We start from the raw sequence: 15,454 nt of genomic DNA, 5'->3' as shown, positions 1-15,454 counted from the left end.
TAAATCGTTAATGTCTGGAGAACTGAAATGAATCCAGCACCAAGGAATGAACAGAAATATCAAATGATAAAACTCGTTCGGTCGGGAAGAACCTTTACCGAAGCTAAATCTATTATGAAGGCTGCTTCTACGGGTCTTGACCCTGAATACACGTCGACAAAGGACTTGAAGGACCTTGCGAAACTGGAGGGCATCAATCATTTACTAATGACAAGGAAAGAGGCGATCAAGCTAATGGTCCTTCGCTTCCCCCCTCCTCGCGCTTACCCATCTACCCGGCAAGAAGCAATCGCAAAATTCGCGACTGGTTTTCGAGGTCGCTTGCCTTTAAATTGGAAGCGGGACGGTAACCTTATTCGAAGAGGAAAGCCAAATAGGCCACGACCCGGTTCCTCGAGAGGTAAGATCGGTAAAACCAGAGTCATTGGTGCGACAAAGGTTCTCAAGGACTTTGATACTCTTGTAAACACCCTTGCCAAGTTCCAGGAGCAACACGGTAAGCATGATCATGGGGCCGTGAAAAAAGCTTTTAGGTCAATTAGGACTCAGGTCTCGGCAACAGTTGGCAAATCTTGAAACTCCGACGCTAATCCTTTATGATCGCGACCTCGTTTTCATTCCAGAAGCGAGGCGGTCCCTAGCTATTGGGTATCTTTTTGGTATCTATAGAAATAGGCAAAAATGGTTAGCGACTACTAACCCAATTGACCGCATAGAAAATAGAGTAAACCTACAGGACCATAGCTCAGTTGGTTAGAGCGCTACCTTGACATGGTAGAGGTCGGCGGTTCGAATCCGCCTGGTCCTACCAAACATGAAACCCTCGCCTCGGCGGGGGTTTTTTGTTTGGCGCGGCGTTAGCCGCTGATTAGAACCGCCCGGTTCGACACATTCCGACCTAGGAGGAATGTGGTCGCCGGCGCGAAGCAACGGCGCCCCGAAGGGGTGAGAGCGCGAGAGGCAATCGCGCTCGAAACCATCCGCCTGGTCCTACCAAACATGAAACCCTCGCCTCGGCGGGGGTTTTTTGTTTGGCGCGGCGTTAGCCGCTGATTTGAATCGCCCGGTTCGACACATTCCGACCTAGGAGGAATGTGGTCGCCGGCGCGAAGCAACGGCGCCCCGAAGGGGTGAGAGCGCGAGAGGCAATCGTGCTCGAAACCATCCGCCTGGTCCTACCAAACATGAAACCCTAGCACCTACGTATTCCGTAATGCGCCAACGCATTGACAGTTGCTTTAACAAAGCCCCGTTGCGTAAACTCATGACGCCATGTGATTATCCACAAAAGCTACAAGTATCACTTTTCAAATTTTGTGCAATTAAAGAGATCGCAAAATCATGAACCAATATCTTAGGCTCATTAGTATCGCCGGCGTATTGGGCGTCACCGCACTCACTCCGGTAAGTGCGCACGCCACATCAACTGAAATCACTCCACCCGTCGCAGAAAAACGAGCGCACAGTTACACACACCACGGTATCACTATCCAAGATCCTTACGACTGGCTCTATGACAAGTCCTACCCAGTAATAGACGATGAAGATGTACTGGACTATGTGATCGCCGAAAATGACTATTTCCAGGCACATATGGCAGGACGGGCGCCTCTAACAGAGACCTTATTTAACGAAATGAGGGCGCGTATCCAAGAAGATGACAGCACCGTCCCACAGCGCAACGGTGACTACGTTTACTGGAGTGAGTTCGAAAAGGGAGACCAGTATCGTAAACACTGGCGCAAACCTGCGAGTGGTGGCGAAGCGGAGCTGCTGCTAGACGAGAATGTGCTGGCCGAGGGTTTAGAATATTTTCGCCTGGGTGCAACAACGATCAGCCAGAATGGCCGTTATTTGGCGTATTCGATCGATGACACTGGATCAGAGCGATATACAGCGCGAATTAAAGATCTTAAAACAGGACAGCTCTTACCCGACGCACTCGAAAACCTGCGAGGCAATTTAGTTTGGGTCGCAAACGATACCGCCTTGGTTTATGGACCTGCGACCGAGGAGTGGCGCACATTGGAAGCCAAACTGCATGTGCTTGGCACTCCAAATAGTGAAGATGTCACACTGTACCAAGAACACGATCAAAGCTTCAGCGTGGGCACCTCTCTCAGTGCACAAGACGACTGGCTGCTCATTGTAACTGGCGATTACGAAACCACCGAAGTGTGGATAGTTCCAGCTGCCGACCCCACAGCTGAACCGATTTTAGTAAAAGCCAGACAGAAGGGCGTCGAGTATCGGGTGGATATTCGTGACAGTGAGCTCTTTATATTGACCAATGACACGCACGTGAACTTCCGTTTGGCCAGAACAACTCTAGATAAGCCAAATACTTGGCAAACTGTGATTGTCGGTTCCAACGAATTTTATCTGACCGACTTCCAGCTATTCGAAGATTTCTTCGTGACAGAGGGACGTCTTAATGGTCTCGATCAAATCCAACTGCGTAACTATGATGCACCTGGAAAAGCCAGTGCAATCGAGTTCCCTGAAGCCAGCTACACAGCTGGTCTGTCAAACAATCCAGAGTATGCCGTGACGAAACTGCGACTAAGCTATCAGAGCATGGTCACACCGCGAACCGTTTTTGATTACCACATTGCTAACAACACCCTAGAGCAACTTAAGCAGCAAGAAATCCCGAGTGGTTACGATCGGGATCAATATGTCACTGAGCGGCTCATGATAGAGGCTCGAGACGGTACCAAGGTGCCGGTAAGCATTGTCATGCGCAAGGATCGAACAGAGATTCTTCAACGGGCGGCAATCGATGGACCAGGCCCACTGCATCTATACGCTTATGGCGCCTATGGCTACGCCACCCCTCCTTACTTCTCTACTACGAGACTGTCTCTTGTTGATCGCGGCTTTGCCTATGCGATCGCCCATATTCGCGGTGGCGATGATCTCGGGCGGAGTTGGTATCTACAAGGAAAATTATTTGAGCGCACAAATACCTTTAATGATTTCGTAGATGTTGGACGTGGATTAATCAATCAGGGCTATACCGCAGAGGGCCGAATTACTGCAAGCGGAGGTTCAGCGGGCGGGACCTTAATGGGTGCGGTCATAAATCAAGACCCAACTCAATATGGCGCCATCGTCGCACATGTTCCCTTTGTAGACGTGCTAAGTACTATGCTCAACGAGAAGCTGCCGCTCACTCCCAGCGAATGGCCCGAGTGGGGTAATCCCATTACCGACAAGGCAGCGTTCGCCTACATTTTGTCATACTCCCCCTATGATCAGATCGTCGCGCGCGCTTATCCACCCATGCTTGTGACCGCGGGGCTCAACGATCCGCGTGTGACCTACTGGGAACCCGCAAAATGGGTTGCTAAGCTGCGAGAATTCAAGACCGACGACAATCTATTGCTACTAAAAACAAACATGGGTGCAGGCCATGGGGGACAATCTGGAAGGTGGAACTCACTCAAAGAAACAGCCGAGGAGTACGCCTTCATCTTGTGGCAAATGGGAATGGTCGATCAAAACGCGCCGCGCTGAGTTGATCAATCAGTTGCCTCTGTCGCAAGGCCTCCCTAGAACTGTACTGACACAATCTATGGCTGGGGGCGCATTTACAAGCATTAAAAAGGCCGGTAGCAAAACTACCGGCCTCGGTCTTCCTAAGCTGATCAGAAGTTGTAACGCATCGTAGCGCCATACATACGCGGAGGTTCTACGAACGCGCTAAACGAGCCGGTCTGAAGCGGCGTATCGAAACCAATGTTAAGAACAGTCTCATCGGTCAGATTTTTTCCCCAAACTTCCAGCTCCCATACGCCATCGGTATCACCAACACCGATCGTGGCATTGACCGTTGTGAACGAGTCCTGAAGCGTCATAGGATCGTTGTCCTGTCCCGTCGTAAACTCTGAACGATAACGCCAGCTTGCCGCTGCATTCAACACCATCTCGTTGCTAATCGGCGTGGTGTAAGAAACAGCACCAGACCAGGTCACATCTGATACGAAGTTGGGCGTCGCGCCGGTGAGATCCTGATCTGGCACTTCACCTAGGGCTCGAGCTCGCAAGCCAGCAAATTCCTGCTGAGCGATAGTGCTTGATGCGTTACGGAAATCGCCGTACTCGATATCTTGCAGCACCAAACCACCGCTGATGGTCCAATGATCATTGGGCATCCAGACGTAATCCACTTCTAAACCGGCACCTTCAATTTCCCCCGCGTTGCGCAGCGTAAAACCGGCACCATCAAAAGAGTTGGTCTGAAAATCTTCAGTCGTCTGATAGAACACAGTAGCGTTGAGCTGCAGCGTGTTATCCAGTAAGAACGACTTCATGCCTGCTTCCCAGCTTTCGCTGGTCTCAGAATCGAACTCATTATTGGCATAGCTTGGTAAAGGATTGCCGGGTTGTTGACCGATAGTACCGTTCAAATTCAAACCGCCAGCCTTGTAGCCTTGCGCCCATCGAGCATAAACAGAAATTGCATCGTTCAACTCATAGTTGACGCTAGTGGCAAATGAAATGTCATCGTCATCAAAGCCGTCGGCTCCAGGCTCTGAGGCCAAGTGCAACTGCAAAGGACGTAACGCCCAGAAAAGACCATCGGTGCCCGAAAGCGCAACCTGCCGCAAATCTCTTGCCGAAAATGGATCATTCGCCGTAGTCTGGTAAGTCGCATCCTTTTCTTCTTCTGAGTAGCGGCCTCCAACCGTCCAACTCATACGATCACTTAAGTTAAAGGTGATCTGACCGAAAATAGCGATACTCGTCGCGTTATAATCCACACGCTCTTGCGAGCCAGTGCCCACAAGCGTTGATGAGGGGAACCAATTCGCAGGGTTAGCAGCACCACCGGGCGCCACATCACGTACTTCGACTAGACCACTGGCCAAAATATCGGCCAACTGACCGCCTTCAGCAATAATTTCCGCGTCGCCCACCAAGCGCGCAATACCAACTTGCGACAAGTAAGCAGATGCGTCTGGCCCCCACTCGAAGCCTCCCGTCGCGAGAATATCTTGGTCAAAATAGTACGCGCCAACAGTCCAATCGTTGTCTCCAAAGGTGCCGTCAAAGCGGACTTCTAGAGAAATTTCATCGATATCCTGCCCTCGACCTCCGCGCCAAATATCGGCAGTACGCATATCAATATCGCCATAGGGATTTGTCTCAAAAAACCGGTAGGCGCCAATCACCGTCATGTCGATATCATCAGTCAAGGTTGTTTCTAACTCGGCAGAAATACCCCCATCCTTAAAACTATCGTCAGCGCCAGCGGCAGAAGTTCGCGTGCCTGTAAAATCCTGCGCATCAGGATAAGTCCCAGTAAAGGTGACTTCCTGAGGCTTCGTGCTTCCGGGCGTACCGGCTTGCAATGGTTCACCAACAAAGAAATTGGCGAACGCTGGGTTCAACGCACCCAAACCCGTTGGGCTTCCAACCAGTAAGCTTGCACTGCTCGCGTCAAAGAGTTGCTCGGGCACACAGCATCGCTCGTCGGTCTCCGTAAGATCAGCTATGAGACGCAGACTCGTATCATCGCTTAGATCAAAGAGTAATTGACCTCGGACCGTGTAACGATCACGGTCGTTCCAATCTTCGTTACTGAAAGTATCTTCCATGTAGCCATCGCGCTGCTGCCAAGTACCTGACAAACGCCAAGCAATAGTGTCAGTAATAGGACCCGTGACGCCCGCACGTAATTGTGTGTAACCATAATCACCCAAGCTCGCTTGAACATGACCGTTATACTCGTATTCTGGTTTCTTAGAGCGAACGCTGATCACACCAGAGGAAGTGTTGCGACCAAAGAGGGTACCCTGAGGCCCACGCAGAACTTCGATCGACTCAAGATCCACGAAGTCGCCCAATGCAGCACCCGGCCGACCGCGGTAAACGTTATCGATAAATACACCAACAGACTGCTCAAGCCCTGAATTCTGACCCGCGGTACCAATACCTCGAATGGTCAGAATGGATTGAGTCGCACCCGTTGAACTATTAAAAACAAGGCTTGGAGCAACTTGCTGCAGCTCGGATAGATCACGGATTTGCGCGCGGTCCAGCGCCTCAGAACCATATGAAGCAACAGAAATAGGCACTTCCAAAATCGACTGCTCACGTTTCTGAGCAAACACAACGACCTCTTCCAGCAGAGCCGATCCACTCTGTTGGGCGCTGGACATTGGCGAGAACGTTGTTGAAAGTGCGGCCGCAACGATGCCGAGCGCGATAGGTTTTTGGTAAAATACGGGGCGAGAATTAGCACCCGATGGTTTATAGTACGTCATACAGCTTACTCCTACAGTGATTAGTGTTATTGTCCGTCCGACGCGAAAGGCGCGGTGATTCGGACCGTCCGAAGTCTAACGATTTCTGATGCGACAACCAAATGGAATCTGCATCTAAACGCCAAACCAGCCAATTAGATTTAACAGAAGTCAACCTAGGATAAGTGGCTTTGCTAGCTGATTTTCTCAGGCACGGACCAGCCACTAGAAAAAATGATGCAGGTGAAATGAACCGAATAGATTAGGCGCACTCACGTTGCGACCATTCTGTAGCTATGCGGTCAACTGCTGTTCCAACTCTGCAAATAAGTTAGCGACTGAAGAGCTCCCTTGCACTTCGCCAGTTGGGTCAAACTGCCACAACTCACCATCCAAATCAGGGTTGGCGAAATATACGATGCCATGGCGCACGGGGTCTTCGGACTTTTGACTCAGTACCCGATGAACAACCGCACCGACTTGTCGCCCGGAGTATCGGGTTATAAAGTTCAAGGCCTCACCAAAATGAATAGCCAGAAAGCCGGGCTTGACCGCCACGTCGATAAATTCGCCACCCACCTGTATTTGAAGACCGGGCGCCATAACATCTAGAATGGTGACAAAGCCATAATCGGTATGCGGGCGTAAGCCCTGGTTTGGGTGCGTCGTGTCGTAATGCACAAAATTTAAAAAGGCCGTACCACCACCCGACGAGTAGCCACCTGACGCCTGAGCCCAGCATGACTCGGGTATTCCCGATTGGCGCAGAACCTCGGACATCACGATGACGCCGATGTCATCGAGCTGACGCCCAAACTTCGCGATAGTTGGGGGGTAATGCTGACCCCAATGATGGCGACGCAACGCCAATTTGGTTTGTTGGTTATTTTCCAGCGCAATAAAACCCTCAAAATCGCCATAATTGGGAATATTGCGATAGCCACTGTCCGGCTTCGTCAACTCACGGCCAAATTCGCGAGCCGCTTCGACATCCAGCTCATCGGGCACTTTAAGGTAAAAAATGCCAAGGTCCCAGGCGCGATCTAAGTCCTCCGGACTGGCAAACTGGAGCTGCCCTCTGCTTGAAATGCAAGCGTTTGGTAGCTCAGCAGCTCGGTCACGAGTGGGTTGACTAGTCATGAGGAAGATAAGCCCTGGAGAGACGAAAGGCGGTAGGGTAATGCAGGGACAGGCTCATCGTCCACCTGCATCAAAATCAGATACAGCTCAACGCGGCATAAGTTTGAGCAATCTACCTTGGCTATCACCGCGCTCATCCTCAAGCACCCAAATCGCGCCATCGGGACCCTCTAGAGCACTGCGTATGCGAGTACCCATATCAAAACGCTCGACTTCGCGGGCCTCGGTACCAGTAATCTCGATACGCACGAGCGCCTTGCTACCTAAGCCAGATGCCAATGCATTACCGCGCCAATGCGTGAACAACCTACCCTGAACAAAAGACAAATGTCCTGGTGATATGGCAGGTACCCAGCTGATCGCAGGCGCTTCAAATTCAGGGCGGGTATCGTGGTTAGGAATTGGACGCCGGTCGTAATGATCACCGTTGGATACCTCAGGGTAGCCATAGTTTTGGCCTTTAACGATCAGATTCAACTCATCGCCATGTAAGGGTCCCATCTCGATCACCCAAATGTTATCGGCAAAATCTTGCGCGATACCCAGGGGGTTGCGGTGCCCCAGTGACCAGACCTGATCGTACACGCCCCCTCGCTCTGCCAACGGCGTTTGTTCGGTGTAATCAACATAGGGATTGTCGGCAGGCACACTGCCGTCGTCGTTGAGTCGAAGCACTTTCCCGATATTAGCCTGCATATCCTGAGCAGGGGTGAACTTCTGGCGATCACCCGAAGTGATCCACAAAAATCCTTGTTCGTCGAACATCAACCTGTGCCCATAATGCCCGAAACCTACAAGCTTAGGGTACTGACGCCAAATGATTTCAAAGCCGTGCAGAGAAGGCCTGCGTCCTTCGAGATCAAGCCTACCTCGCCCCACTGCAGCCCCGCGCGTGCCATCATTCCCCGCTTCCGCAAAACTCAGATAAACAAGCCCGTTGGTTTCGAAATCAGGATGCAGCACTACATCACCTAAACCGCCCTGGCCACCATAAGCGACATCTGGCACGCCGCGGATGCTCTGCTTTCGGCCATTTTGATCAACCAGCAGCAAGCTACCCTTTTTTTCGGTAACAAGCATGCGGCCATCAGATAAAAAGGCCATAGCCCAGGGGTCGTCAAATGCTGTAACAGCTTTAACTTCGAAAGGTAGATTCTGGGCCACCTGTCCATAGGCAACAGGCATAAACAAGAGATACGCGAGAACCGAATGCAAAAAGACACCCACACACTTAATTTCAAACTTGGTTTTCATCGTTTGAACCTCACTAAGACCGAAACCTACTTCCACGCACAATTTTACTGAAAATTACTCATTAAAGTAATGCAACGACAGAACGGCAGAATCGTGCCCCAAAAACCCACGCAATAAAGACAAAAAATTCTCGGCCCCTCGACTAAACGGGTACAATAACCCAATGCCAAAACCCACCTACCAAGACATTTACGCTCTCGCCTGCAAACGCAAAGGTAGTGCCACGGCAGTGGAAAGTCTCGTGCCTAGATCTTCAAGTCGACAGCAGCTGGCCGAACTCGGTTCAGACCGCTATCTCGCCGAATTCACGCGCAAGATCTTCCAGTCAGGTTTTGTGTGGCGCGTAGTCAACGCCAAGTGGCCCAATTTTGAAAAGATATTTTGGGAGTTTGATATCGAGCGGTTGCTCATGATGCCCGACGAGATGCTTGAGCGTAAGGCCAGTGACCCAGGCATCATCCGCAACTATCGCAAAGTCAGAACCATTCTTGAAAATGCAACGATGATTGCCGACACCGAGCGCCGCGAAAACCGTAGCTTCGGCGAATTTATCGCGGCATGGCCCGCCGACGACATTATCGGCTTGTGGCTGTATTTGAAGAAGCACGGCAGCCGGTTAGGCGGGAATACCGGTCCCTACGCCTTGCGCACACTAGGCGTCGACTCGTTTCTAATGACTGCGGACGTCGAGGCCTTTCTGCGCAATCACGCGATTATCGATTCGGGCACACACAGCATAAGAGCCCTGAAAGCCACGCAGACTTACTTTAACGATCTGCGGCAAGAGAGCGGGCGCACACTCTCAGAACTCAGCCGCTTGGTATCATTGGGAATTGGCAGAAACAACCTACCCCAATAGAGCACCGACGCTCTATCAAAGTGAGGATGGTCAGGGATTTTGGCGTTCGCGAATCTTTTGCATAAACTCATCCTGATTCGCGCGCATATCACTATCCACGCGCTTGCTCACCTCAGAGGCCGCCAGGCGCTCCATCAAGGCAGGTAACCCTTGAATCTGAGCCACGATATCCATACCCAGCACCTTGGGCCCCACAAGTTGTGGTATTGCCATCGCATAACGGCAATAAATATCGGCGAGCGTTAAGGTATCGCCACATAAGAAGGGCCGAAACTCACTCAACTCATTCAGCGCTGCAACTCCACGCGCAACCGTTGCAGAGACCTCCTCGATGACTTGCGGATCAGGTGTTACCCCCATAAGCGCTGCGGGCAACAGACGCCGGGTGCTGAGCTCAATGTACAATTCCAAACACTTTATAATTTGTCGTACCTTCGCTCTGGCGACCGTGTCCTGGGGTAATAAAGGATGCTGTGGATAGGCCTCTTCAAGATACTCTAAAATAGCGGTTGTTTCCGACAAATGCGCGCCGTTGTCCGTTGTTATCGCCGGAACCTTGCCCGTTGGGCTGACTTGGAGCAACTCTGGGTCCGTGGTGTAAACCGTGTGTTCTTCAAACGCGACACCTTTTTCCAACAAAGCATGCTTCACAATGTTGTAGTAATTAGAGTACGCAAATCCATGCAAAGTCAGCATTGGTCAGAATCCTTTTGTGTTTTGATAAATACTTATCTTCTGTAGTAGCAGCAGACATGCAGGGCTTTTAGCTGAGTTCTACACCATCGAGATATTCGATTTCGGGCGCGCCCGAGACCATCGCGGCAAGCTTACCATTCGCAGCGCGAAAGTACTCGGTTTGGCCGTGAGCGGTTAAAGCGGCCTGATCGTCGTAGGATTCAAGCACTTTGTAGAGTTGTGGGTTAGTTTTACTGCGATTCAGTGCGTAAAAACGGCAACCAGGTTCATTTGCGAGCACTTGAGCAGCCAGCTCGTTAAATACCGCTTCAAATTCGTCGTTTTTCCCCTCTTGAACAGGGATACTGGCAATGACACCGATCGGCATACGTAGGTCCTTGTGTTGTTATTGTTATCCAAAGCGAGCGTTTGCCCACAATACATAGTCTAAGCAGGCCCGGTGGCGTTCAGGCTACTCTGTCACAGCCTAATGCCACAGGCTTGCGAGTGCAAACATAACACACAAAAGCGCGAACGCAGCATAGGTTGCCAAACGTTTAGCCTAGTTCAAAAATAAAAAGCATGAGTCTACACATTAGCGATCGATCTCTACATGAAGTCGACATGCCTCTCCCGTGCAACAACTGCGGGCGATTTGTCATTAAAAAAACCTGTCTTTAAATGTCTATCAATAGACAATATGGCGGTTTTCGTGCAGACGAACATGCGGGTTATCAAACATAATTAAGGCATGCCAAGAACTAGAAAATGCAAATCAACTTAGTGGGGAATGTTGGATGCCAGCGTGGCGCTCCACTTTGAGTAAAGCGACCCACACTGCATGATTGAACTGAATTTACCTTCGTTGCTGTACACCAGCGCCACTATCAACCTGGTCATGATTGGCGTTTTACTCCACACACGAGTATACCGTCGGACCTATCCCGGATTTACCGCGTGGACTTTAGCAGTTGTCACTAACATCATAGGGCAATTGGGTTTAATCGCTTACGAATCAAACACTCAATCCATAGCCACTAATATCTTTGCGACCTTTGTGATTGGTATGCCCATACTCGGTTGGTATGGGCTCAGACAATTTCTAGATTTAAAACCCAACATTTTCTGGCTAATGGCTGTTTTTGCTGCGAGCTTCACGATAATTGTGCTGGTATCGCTCCAATCAGAGACCCCATACCCTCGGCGCGCAATCATCAGTATACTTACCCTAGGCTTTTGCTTAGCCGGTCTAATGGATATTCGCAGACATATGTCCAAATTTGTCCAGGGTGGAACCGAACTTATACAGTTAGGTTTGATACTCTCTTCGGCGCTACTGACCGCAAGACTTGTCAGCATTTGGCCGCTACTATTTGACGCTGGACTGCCACTAGAAAACGCGCCGCAAAATGCCTACGTCATTCTGGTTTTAATTTCTGTCAGATTACTTTGGGTTCTGGCATTCATTATGCTTACCCAGCAACGTTTAGAACTGGAATTAGTCCAGTCACAAGCAAAAACTCAAAGCCTCGCGAACAAACTCGAAGAGCTCAACGCCGAGTTGTTCAACGATTCCCGCTCCGATGCGTTGACGGGCTTGGCTAACCGGAGACATTTTGACGAGCAGTTTGCGCGCGAATGGGAGCGACACTATCAATACAAAGCAACCCTCTCAGTGATCGCCATCGATGTTGATCATTTCAAACTGTACAACGACACCTACGGACATTCTGCTGGCGATTCGTGTCTCACAAAAATTGGAGAAACTCTGTCTGACATTGCCAAGCGCTTTAGCAGCTTAGCCGCTCGATATGGCGGCGAAGAATTCGCTCTTCTAATGCCCAGCACAGATGCCCAACTGGCTCAGGTCGCCGCCAGAGAAATTTTGCAAACAATCGAAGACTTGAACTGCGCCTTCCCGGCCTCACCCACAACAAAATCAAGACTCTCTGTCAGCTTAGGGGTCCATACGACTGTTCCAGCAACATCAGCTGTAGCTAACTCGTTCATTCAAGAAGCCGACAAAGCCCTGTACGCCGCCAAACGGTTGGGCCGCAATCAAGTTCAAGTGTACGGACAAGATTAAGACTGATACACGCTAACTCGCTGTTGCTGTCACACAGAGAGTTAACCACCGCGGAGTCTCTGGACGCACCGAGCACTCAATGCGGCCTGAGCGGACCTAGCACATCAACACCGATTCACTATAATTAGGGCAGTTTTCAGCAGGCGATAACAATGAGCAACTCAACGGTAGCACCCACAAAACACTATCCTCCCGTCAGCGATGATATTTTATATGACAATGGCGCTTTAGATCCTATCCATCCCGAAATATACCCTCGTTTAACAGAGTTTAGGTTGGGTTCGACCAATTCCTGGACTCAAGGCCACCCCTACGATTTTTACAAACGGATGCGTGAAGAAGCGCCCGTTATGTGGTCACCGGGTCTCAATAAGACCTCAGGGTTCTGGTCGGTATCACGCTATGACGATGTCAAATACGTAGAACAAAACCCACAAATATTCTCGTCGCAACGCGGCAGTATGAATATGGCGGTCATGCCAAACCGCGGTAAGGCCGAGCGCCTTATGAATGCGGCCTTTAACTCGTTGATCAATTTAGATGGCGATGTACACCGCGAGTTACGCGCGCAACAGATGCCCTTTTTTCTCCCGCAATATGTAGAGCAACTTAAAGAGCGAGTCGGTCAAAAGATTGACCAGCTGCTCGACGACATCGAGAAAAAAGGTCCCGTAGTCGACTTTGCCAAAATGTTTTCAACCCAGCTACCCCTGTTTACCTTGTGCGAGATGCTCGGCGTTGACGAAGAAGACCGGCCGCAAATTGCCAAATGGATGCACTATTTGGAGCTGGCGCCACAGTTTCTGACGCATCCATTTCGTATGTTTTTAGCAGAGCCGATGTTTGTTTTCCGTTTCGAGAAAATGCTAGCAGACATGTTCGACTACGGCGAGCGGGTCATGGCCGACCGCATAGCCAACCCCCGCCAAGACTTGCTAACGACCATCGCCAATGCCTCACTCGACGGCAAATCCATGTCGCAAAGCTACCTTGACGGCTCGTGGCTACTGATTATTTTCGCAGGCAACGACACTACCCGAAATTCGTTATCGGGCACAATTCGCTTGCTCACCCAGTTCGAGGATCAACGCCAGCTTGTGCTAAGCGACCGCTCACTCATTGATCGCATGTCTAACGAATCGTTACGCATGACATCACCCGTGATGCACATGCGCCGCACAGCTATTGAAGACACTGAGATCGCAGGGCAACGCATTGCCAAAGATGAAAAGGTGATTATGTGGTACGGCTCGGCTAACCGGGACCCAAGCGTATTTCCAAACCCGGACACTTTCGATTTAAGCCGCGACAACGTCGAAAAGCATATGGCATTCGGGCTCGGGGTACACCGCTGTCTGGGTAATCGGATTGCACACATGCAGCTCAGCATGGCTTACGAGCGCATCCTTGACCGTTTCCCGAATATCGTCTGGACCGGCAAGCAAAAAATCGAGCCCATTATCTTGGTACACGCGATTTCAAGCTTAACAGCGAACCTCTATGGCCATGGCGGTAAGCGACCTACCAAAGTCGCCATGTCTTAGACGTCTACATAAGTGCAGCATGGAGGGTGGCAATCCACCCTCACTGTGCCTCAGAACATGACCATTATCTGCAAACCAAGCACTTCTCGACGTCTTGTAGCACAACCATTACCGCAATAAATTACAACAATTAATCACAGTTGCTGAGCAAGCCTCTGGTATCATGCCGCCTGAATTTTATAAGTGGCCCGCCCATGTCTCCCTCTGCCTTTTCCAAACTCAACATCTCACCCGCACAGCTGAAGTCGTTGGAAGCGCTGGGCTACAAAGCCATGACGCCCGTTCAAGAACAAAGCATTCCCTTGATTCTCAAGGGCCGCGATTTAGTTGTGCGCGCCAAAACCGGCAGCGGCAAAACGGCAACCTTTGGCATCGGTTTACTGAATAAAATAAACCCACGGTTTTTTGGGGCTCAGGCACTTGTTTTGTGCCCCACCCGAGAGCTTGCCGACCAAGTGGGAGCCGAGATACGCCGTCTCGCCAGCCAAATGCCCAACATCAAAGTCGTAATGCTGTGCGGCGGCAAACCTTTTGGTGCCCAGCGAGATTCGCTACAGCACGGTGCTCACGTTGTCGTTGGCACCCCCGGCCGCATTCACGACCACCTGACTAAAGGTACCTTACAAATCGATCAAGTAAGTACATTGGTCTTAGACGAAGCCGACCGCATGCTCGATATGGGCTTTGCCGATACCATGCAGGCGATTATTGCCGAGGTTCCCAAAAATAGGCAGACCCTGCTGTTTTCGGCAACCTACCCTGACAACATTCAGAAAATTAGTCGCTCGATTCAAGCAAACCCGGCCATGGTGCAGGTCGACGACGATGTCGCCCACGAAGAAGGGGTTATTGAGCAACTCTTCTTCGAAATTAAAAAGCACGAGCGCTACCCCACCTTACTCGCGCTGTTCGAGCACTACCGCCCAAAAAACGCCGCAGTATTTTGCAACACCAAAAAGCAGTGCGCCGAAGTCGCCGACTTTTTAAACGAGCACGACATCGAGGCCAAGGCATTGCACGGTGACATGGACCAACGTGAACGCGACCAAGTGCTCCTGCAATTCGCCAACGGTAGTTGTCCAGTGTTGGTTGCCACCGATGTCGCTGCTCGTGGTTTAGACATTAAATCGCTCGCTATGGTCGTGAACTACGAGCTACCCAGAGACCCCGAAATTTACGTGCACCGCATCGGTCGAACCGGCCGCGCGGGCGAAACCGGACTGGCGTTTAGTTTGGTGACCGAGTCCGAAACACCTCGGCTTAGACAAATCGAACAATACCAAGACCAGCCCTGCGCCTGCGATGTACTCGCATCTCTAGACCGCGACCCAAACTATGAACTGAAAGGGGAGTGGGTCACCATACAGTTTGATTCTGGCCGTAAGCAGAAGATGCGTCCTGGGGACATCCTAGGCGCCTTAACAGGCGACGCCGGCCTACCCGGGTCTGCCATCGGTAAAATTACGATCGCCGACTACAGCAGCTATGTGGCCGTTAGTCGCGATGTTTTGCGCCAGGCGATGAACTACGTGTCGCAGGGTAAGATCAAAGGTCGTAACGTGCGGGCCAGACGCCTTCGTTGAAAATTTGCTCTACGGTGTATCAGCACCCACTTTGGACTGACACCCCATACGGGCATTGACTG

At 50.8% G+C, this 15,454-nt stretch carries 11 protein-coding genes and 1 tRNA gene; 7 read left to right on the top strand and 5 right to left on the bottom strand.

The genetic code is table 11. The features are described 5' to 3' along the window. Window positions 1-27: 27 nt before the first annotated feature. From EYZ66_RS02530 to EYZ66_RS02520, 3 genes are all read left to right on the top strand, one after another. Window positions 28-576: a hypothetical protein gene (locus EYZ66_RS02530; protein ID WP_040817891.1), complete on the top strand. Its 549-nt coding sequence runs from the start codon at window positions 28-30 to the stop codon at window positions 574-576. A gap of 158 nt (window positions 577-734) precedes the next feature. Further along, a tRNA-Val gene (locus tag EYZ66_RS02525) sits at window positions 735-811 on the top strand. A 530-nt stretch (window positions 812-1,341) separates the two neighbouring features. Continuing rightward, window positions 1,342-3,519, top strand: coding sequence for a S9 family peptidase (locus EYZ66_RS02520; protein ID WP_009575901.1), 2,178 nt, complete (start codon window positions 1,342-1,344; stop codon window positions 3,517-3,519). 131 nt (window positions 3,520-3,650) lie between these two features. On the opposite strand, the gene EYZ66_RS02515 is transcribed toward EYZ66_RS02520, so the two are convergent. From EYZ66_RS02515 to EYZ66_RS02505, 3 genes are all read right to left on the bottom strand, one after another. Beyond that, complete coding sequence (locus EYZ66_RS02515) at window positions 3,651-6,272, bottom strand: TonB-dependent receptor (RefSeq protein WP_009575902.1); 2,622 nt, start codon at window positions 6,270-6,272, stop codon at window positions 3,651-3,653. 273 nt (window positions 6,273-6,545) lie between these two features. Beyond that, window positions 6,546-7,391: a 2OG-Fe(II) oxygenase family protein gene (locus EYZ66_RS02510; RefSeq protein ID WP_083814375.1), complete on the bottom strand. Its 846-nt coding sequence runs from the start codon at window positions 7,389-7,391 to the stop codon at window positions 6,546-6,548. An 87-nt stretch (window positions 7,392-7,478) separates the two neighbouring features. Next, window positions 7,479-8,645, bottom strand: a complete 1,167-nt coding sequence (locus EYZ66_RS02505; protein ID WP_009575904.1) for a PQQ-dependent sugar dehydrogenase — start codon at window positions 8,643-8,645, stop codon at window positions 7,479-7,481. A 163-nt stretch (window positions 8,646-8,808) separates the two neighbouring features. Here EYZ66_RS02505 and EYZ66_RS02500 point away from each other — a divergent pair, with 163 nt between their 5' ends. Beyond that, entirely contained in the window at window positions 8,809-9,504 is a 696-nt protein-coding gene (locus EYZ66_RS02500; RefSeq protein ID WP_040816729.1) for a DNA-3-methyladenine glycosylase I, read from the top strand. Window positions 9,505-9,534: 30 nt separating this feature from the next. On the opposite strand, the gene EYZ66_RS02495 is transcribed toward EYZ66_RS02500, so the two are convergent. Both EYZ66_RS02495 and EYZ66_RS02490 read right to left on the bottom strand, forming a co-directional pair. Then, the gene (locus EYZ66_RS02495; RefSeq protein ID WP_009575907.1) at window positions 9,535-10,200 is read right to left on the bottom strand and encodes a glutathione S-transferase family protein; all 666 of its coding nucleotides are present in this window, start codon (window positions 10,198-10,200) and stop codon (window positions 9,535-9,537) included. Window positions 10,201-10,267: 67 nt separating this feature from the next. After that, window positions 10,268-10,567, bottom strand: a complete 300-nt coding sequence (locus EYZ66_RS02490) for a putative quinol monooxygenase (protein ID WP_009575908.1) — start codon at window positions 10,565-10,567, stop codon at window positions 10,268-10,270. A gap of 453 nt (window positions 10,568-11,020) precedes the next feature. Between EYZ66_RS02490 and EYZ66_RS02485 the strand changes: the two genes are divergently transcribed. From EYZ66_RS02485 to dbpA, 3 genes are all read left to right on the top strand, one after another. Then, entirely contained in the window at window positions 11,021-12,265 is a 1,245-nt protein-coding gene (locus EYZ66_RS02485; RefSeq protein ID WP_009575909.1) for a GGDEF domain-containing protein, read from the top strand. Window positions 12,266-12,417: 152 nt separating this feature from the next. After that, window positions 12,418-13,809 (top strand): cytochrome P450, encoded by a 1,392-nt coding sequence (locus tag EYZ66_RS02480; protein ID WP_009575910.1) that lies wholly within the window; start codon window positions 12,418-12,420, stop codon window positions 13,807-13,809. Window positions 13,810-14,003: 194 nt separating this feature from the next. After that, window positions 14,004-15,392, top strand: coding sequence for an ATP-dependent RNA helicase DbpA (gene dbpA / locus EYZ66_RS02475; protein ID WP_009575911.1), 1,389 nt, complete (start codon window positions 14,004-14,006; stop codon window positions 15,390-15,392). Window positions 15,393-15,454: the final 62 nt, after the last annotated feature.

Source organism: Aequoribacter fuscus (assembly GCF_009910365.1).
Classification (GTDB): Bacteria; Pseudomonadota; Gammaproteobacteria; order Pseudomonadales; family Halieaceae; genus Aequoribacter; species Aequoribacter fuscus.
Note: the sequence above shows the minus strand (reverse complement) of the source record. Positions and strands in the feature narration are given on the sequence as shown.

Excerpts from the sequence above, each read along its gene's own strand:
- EYZ66_RS02530 (WP_040817891.1), top strand. The coding sequence starts at position 28 with ATGAATCCAGCACCAAGGAATGAACAGAAATATCAAATGATAAAACTC.
- EYZ66_RS02520 (WP_009575901.1), top strand. The coding sequence starts at position 1,342 with ATGAACCAATATCTTAGGCTCATTAGTATCGCCGGCGTATTGGGCGTC.
- dbpA (WP_009575911.1), top strand. The coding sequence starts at position 14,004 with ATGTCTCCCTCTGCCTTTTCCAAACTCAACATCTCACCCGCACAGCTG.
- EYZ66_RS02490 (WP_009575908.1), bottom strand. The coding sequence starts at position 10,567 with ATGCCGATCGGTGTCATTGCCAGTATCCCTGTTCAAGAGGGGAAAAAC.
- EYZ66_RS02495 (WP_009575907.1), bottom strand. The coding sequence starts at position 10,200 with ATGCTGACTTTGCATGGATTTGCGTACTCTAATTACTACAACATTGTG.
- EYZ66_RS02505 (WP_009575904.1), bottom strand. The coding sequence starts at position 8,645 with ATGAAAACCAAGTTTGAAATTAAGTGTGTGGGTGTCTTTTTGCATTCG.
- EYZ66_RS02480 (WP_009575910.1), top strand. The coding sequence starts at position 12,418 with ATGAGCAACTCAACGGTAGCACCCACAAAACACTATCCTCCCGTCAGC.
- EYZ66_RS02485 (WP_009575909.1), top strand. The coding sequence starts at position 11,021 with ATGATTGAACTGAATTTACCTTCGTTGCTGTACACCAGCGCCACTATC.
- EYZ66_RS02500 (WP_040816729.1), top strand. The coding sequence starts at position 8,809 with ATGCCAAAACCCACCTACCAAGACATTTACGCTCTCGCCTGCAAACGC.
- EYZ66_RS02515 (WP_009575902.1), bottom strand. The coding sequence starts at position 6,272 with ATGACGTACTATAAACCATCGGGTGCTAATTCTCGCCCCGTATTTTAC.
- EYZ66_RS02510 (WP_083814375.1), bottom strand. The coding sequence starts at position 7,391 with ATGACTAGTCAACCCACTCGTGACCGAGCTGCTGAGCTACCAAACGCT.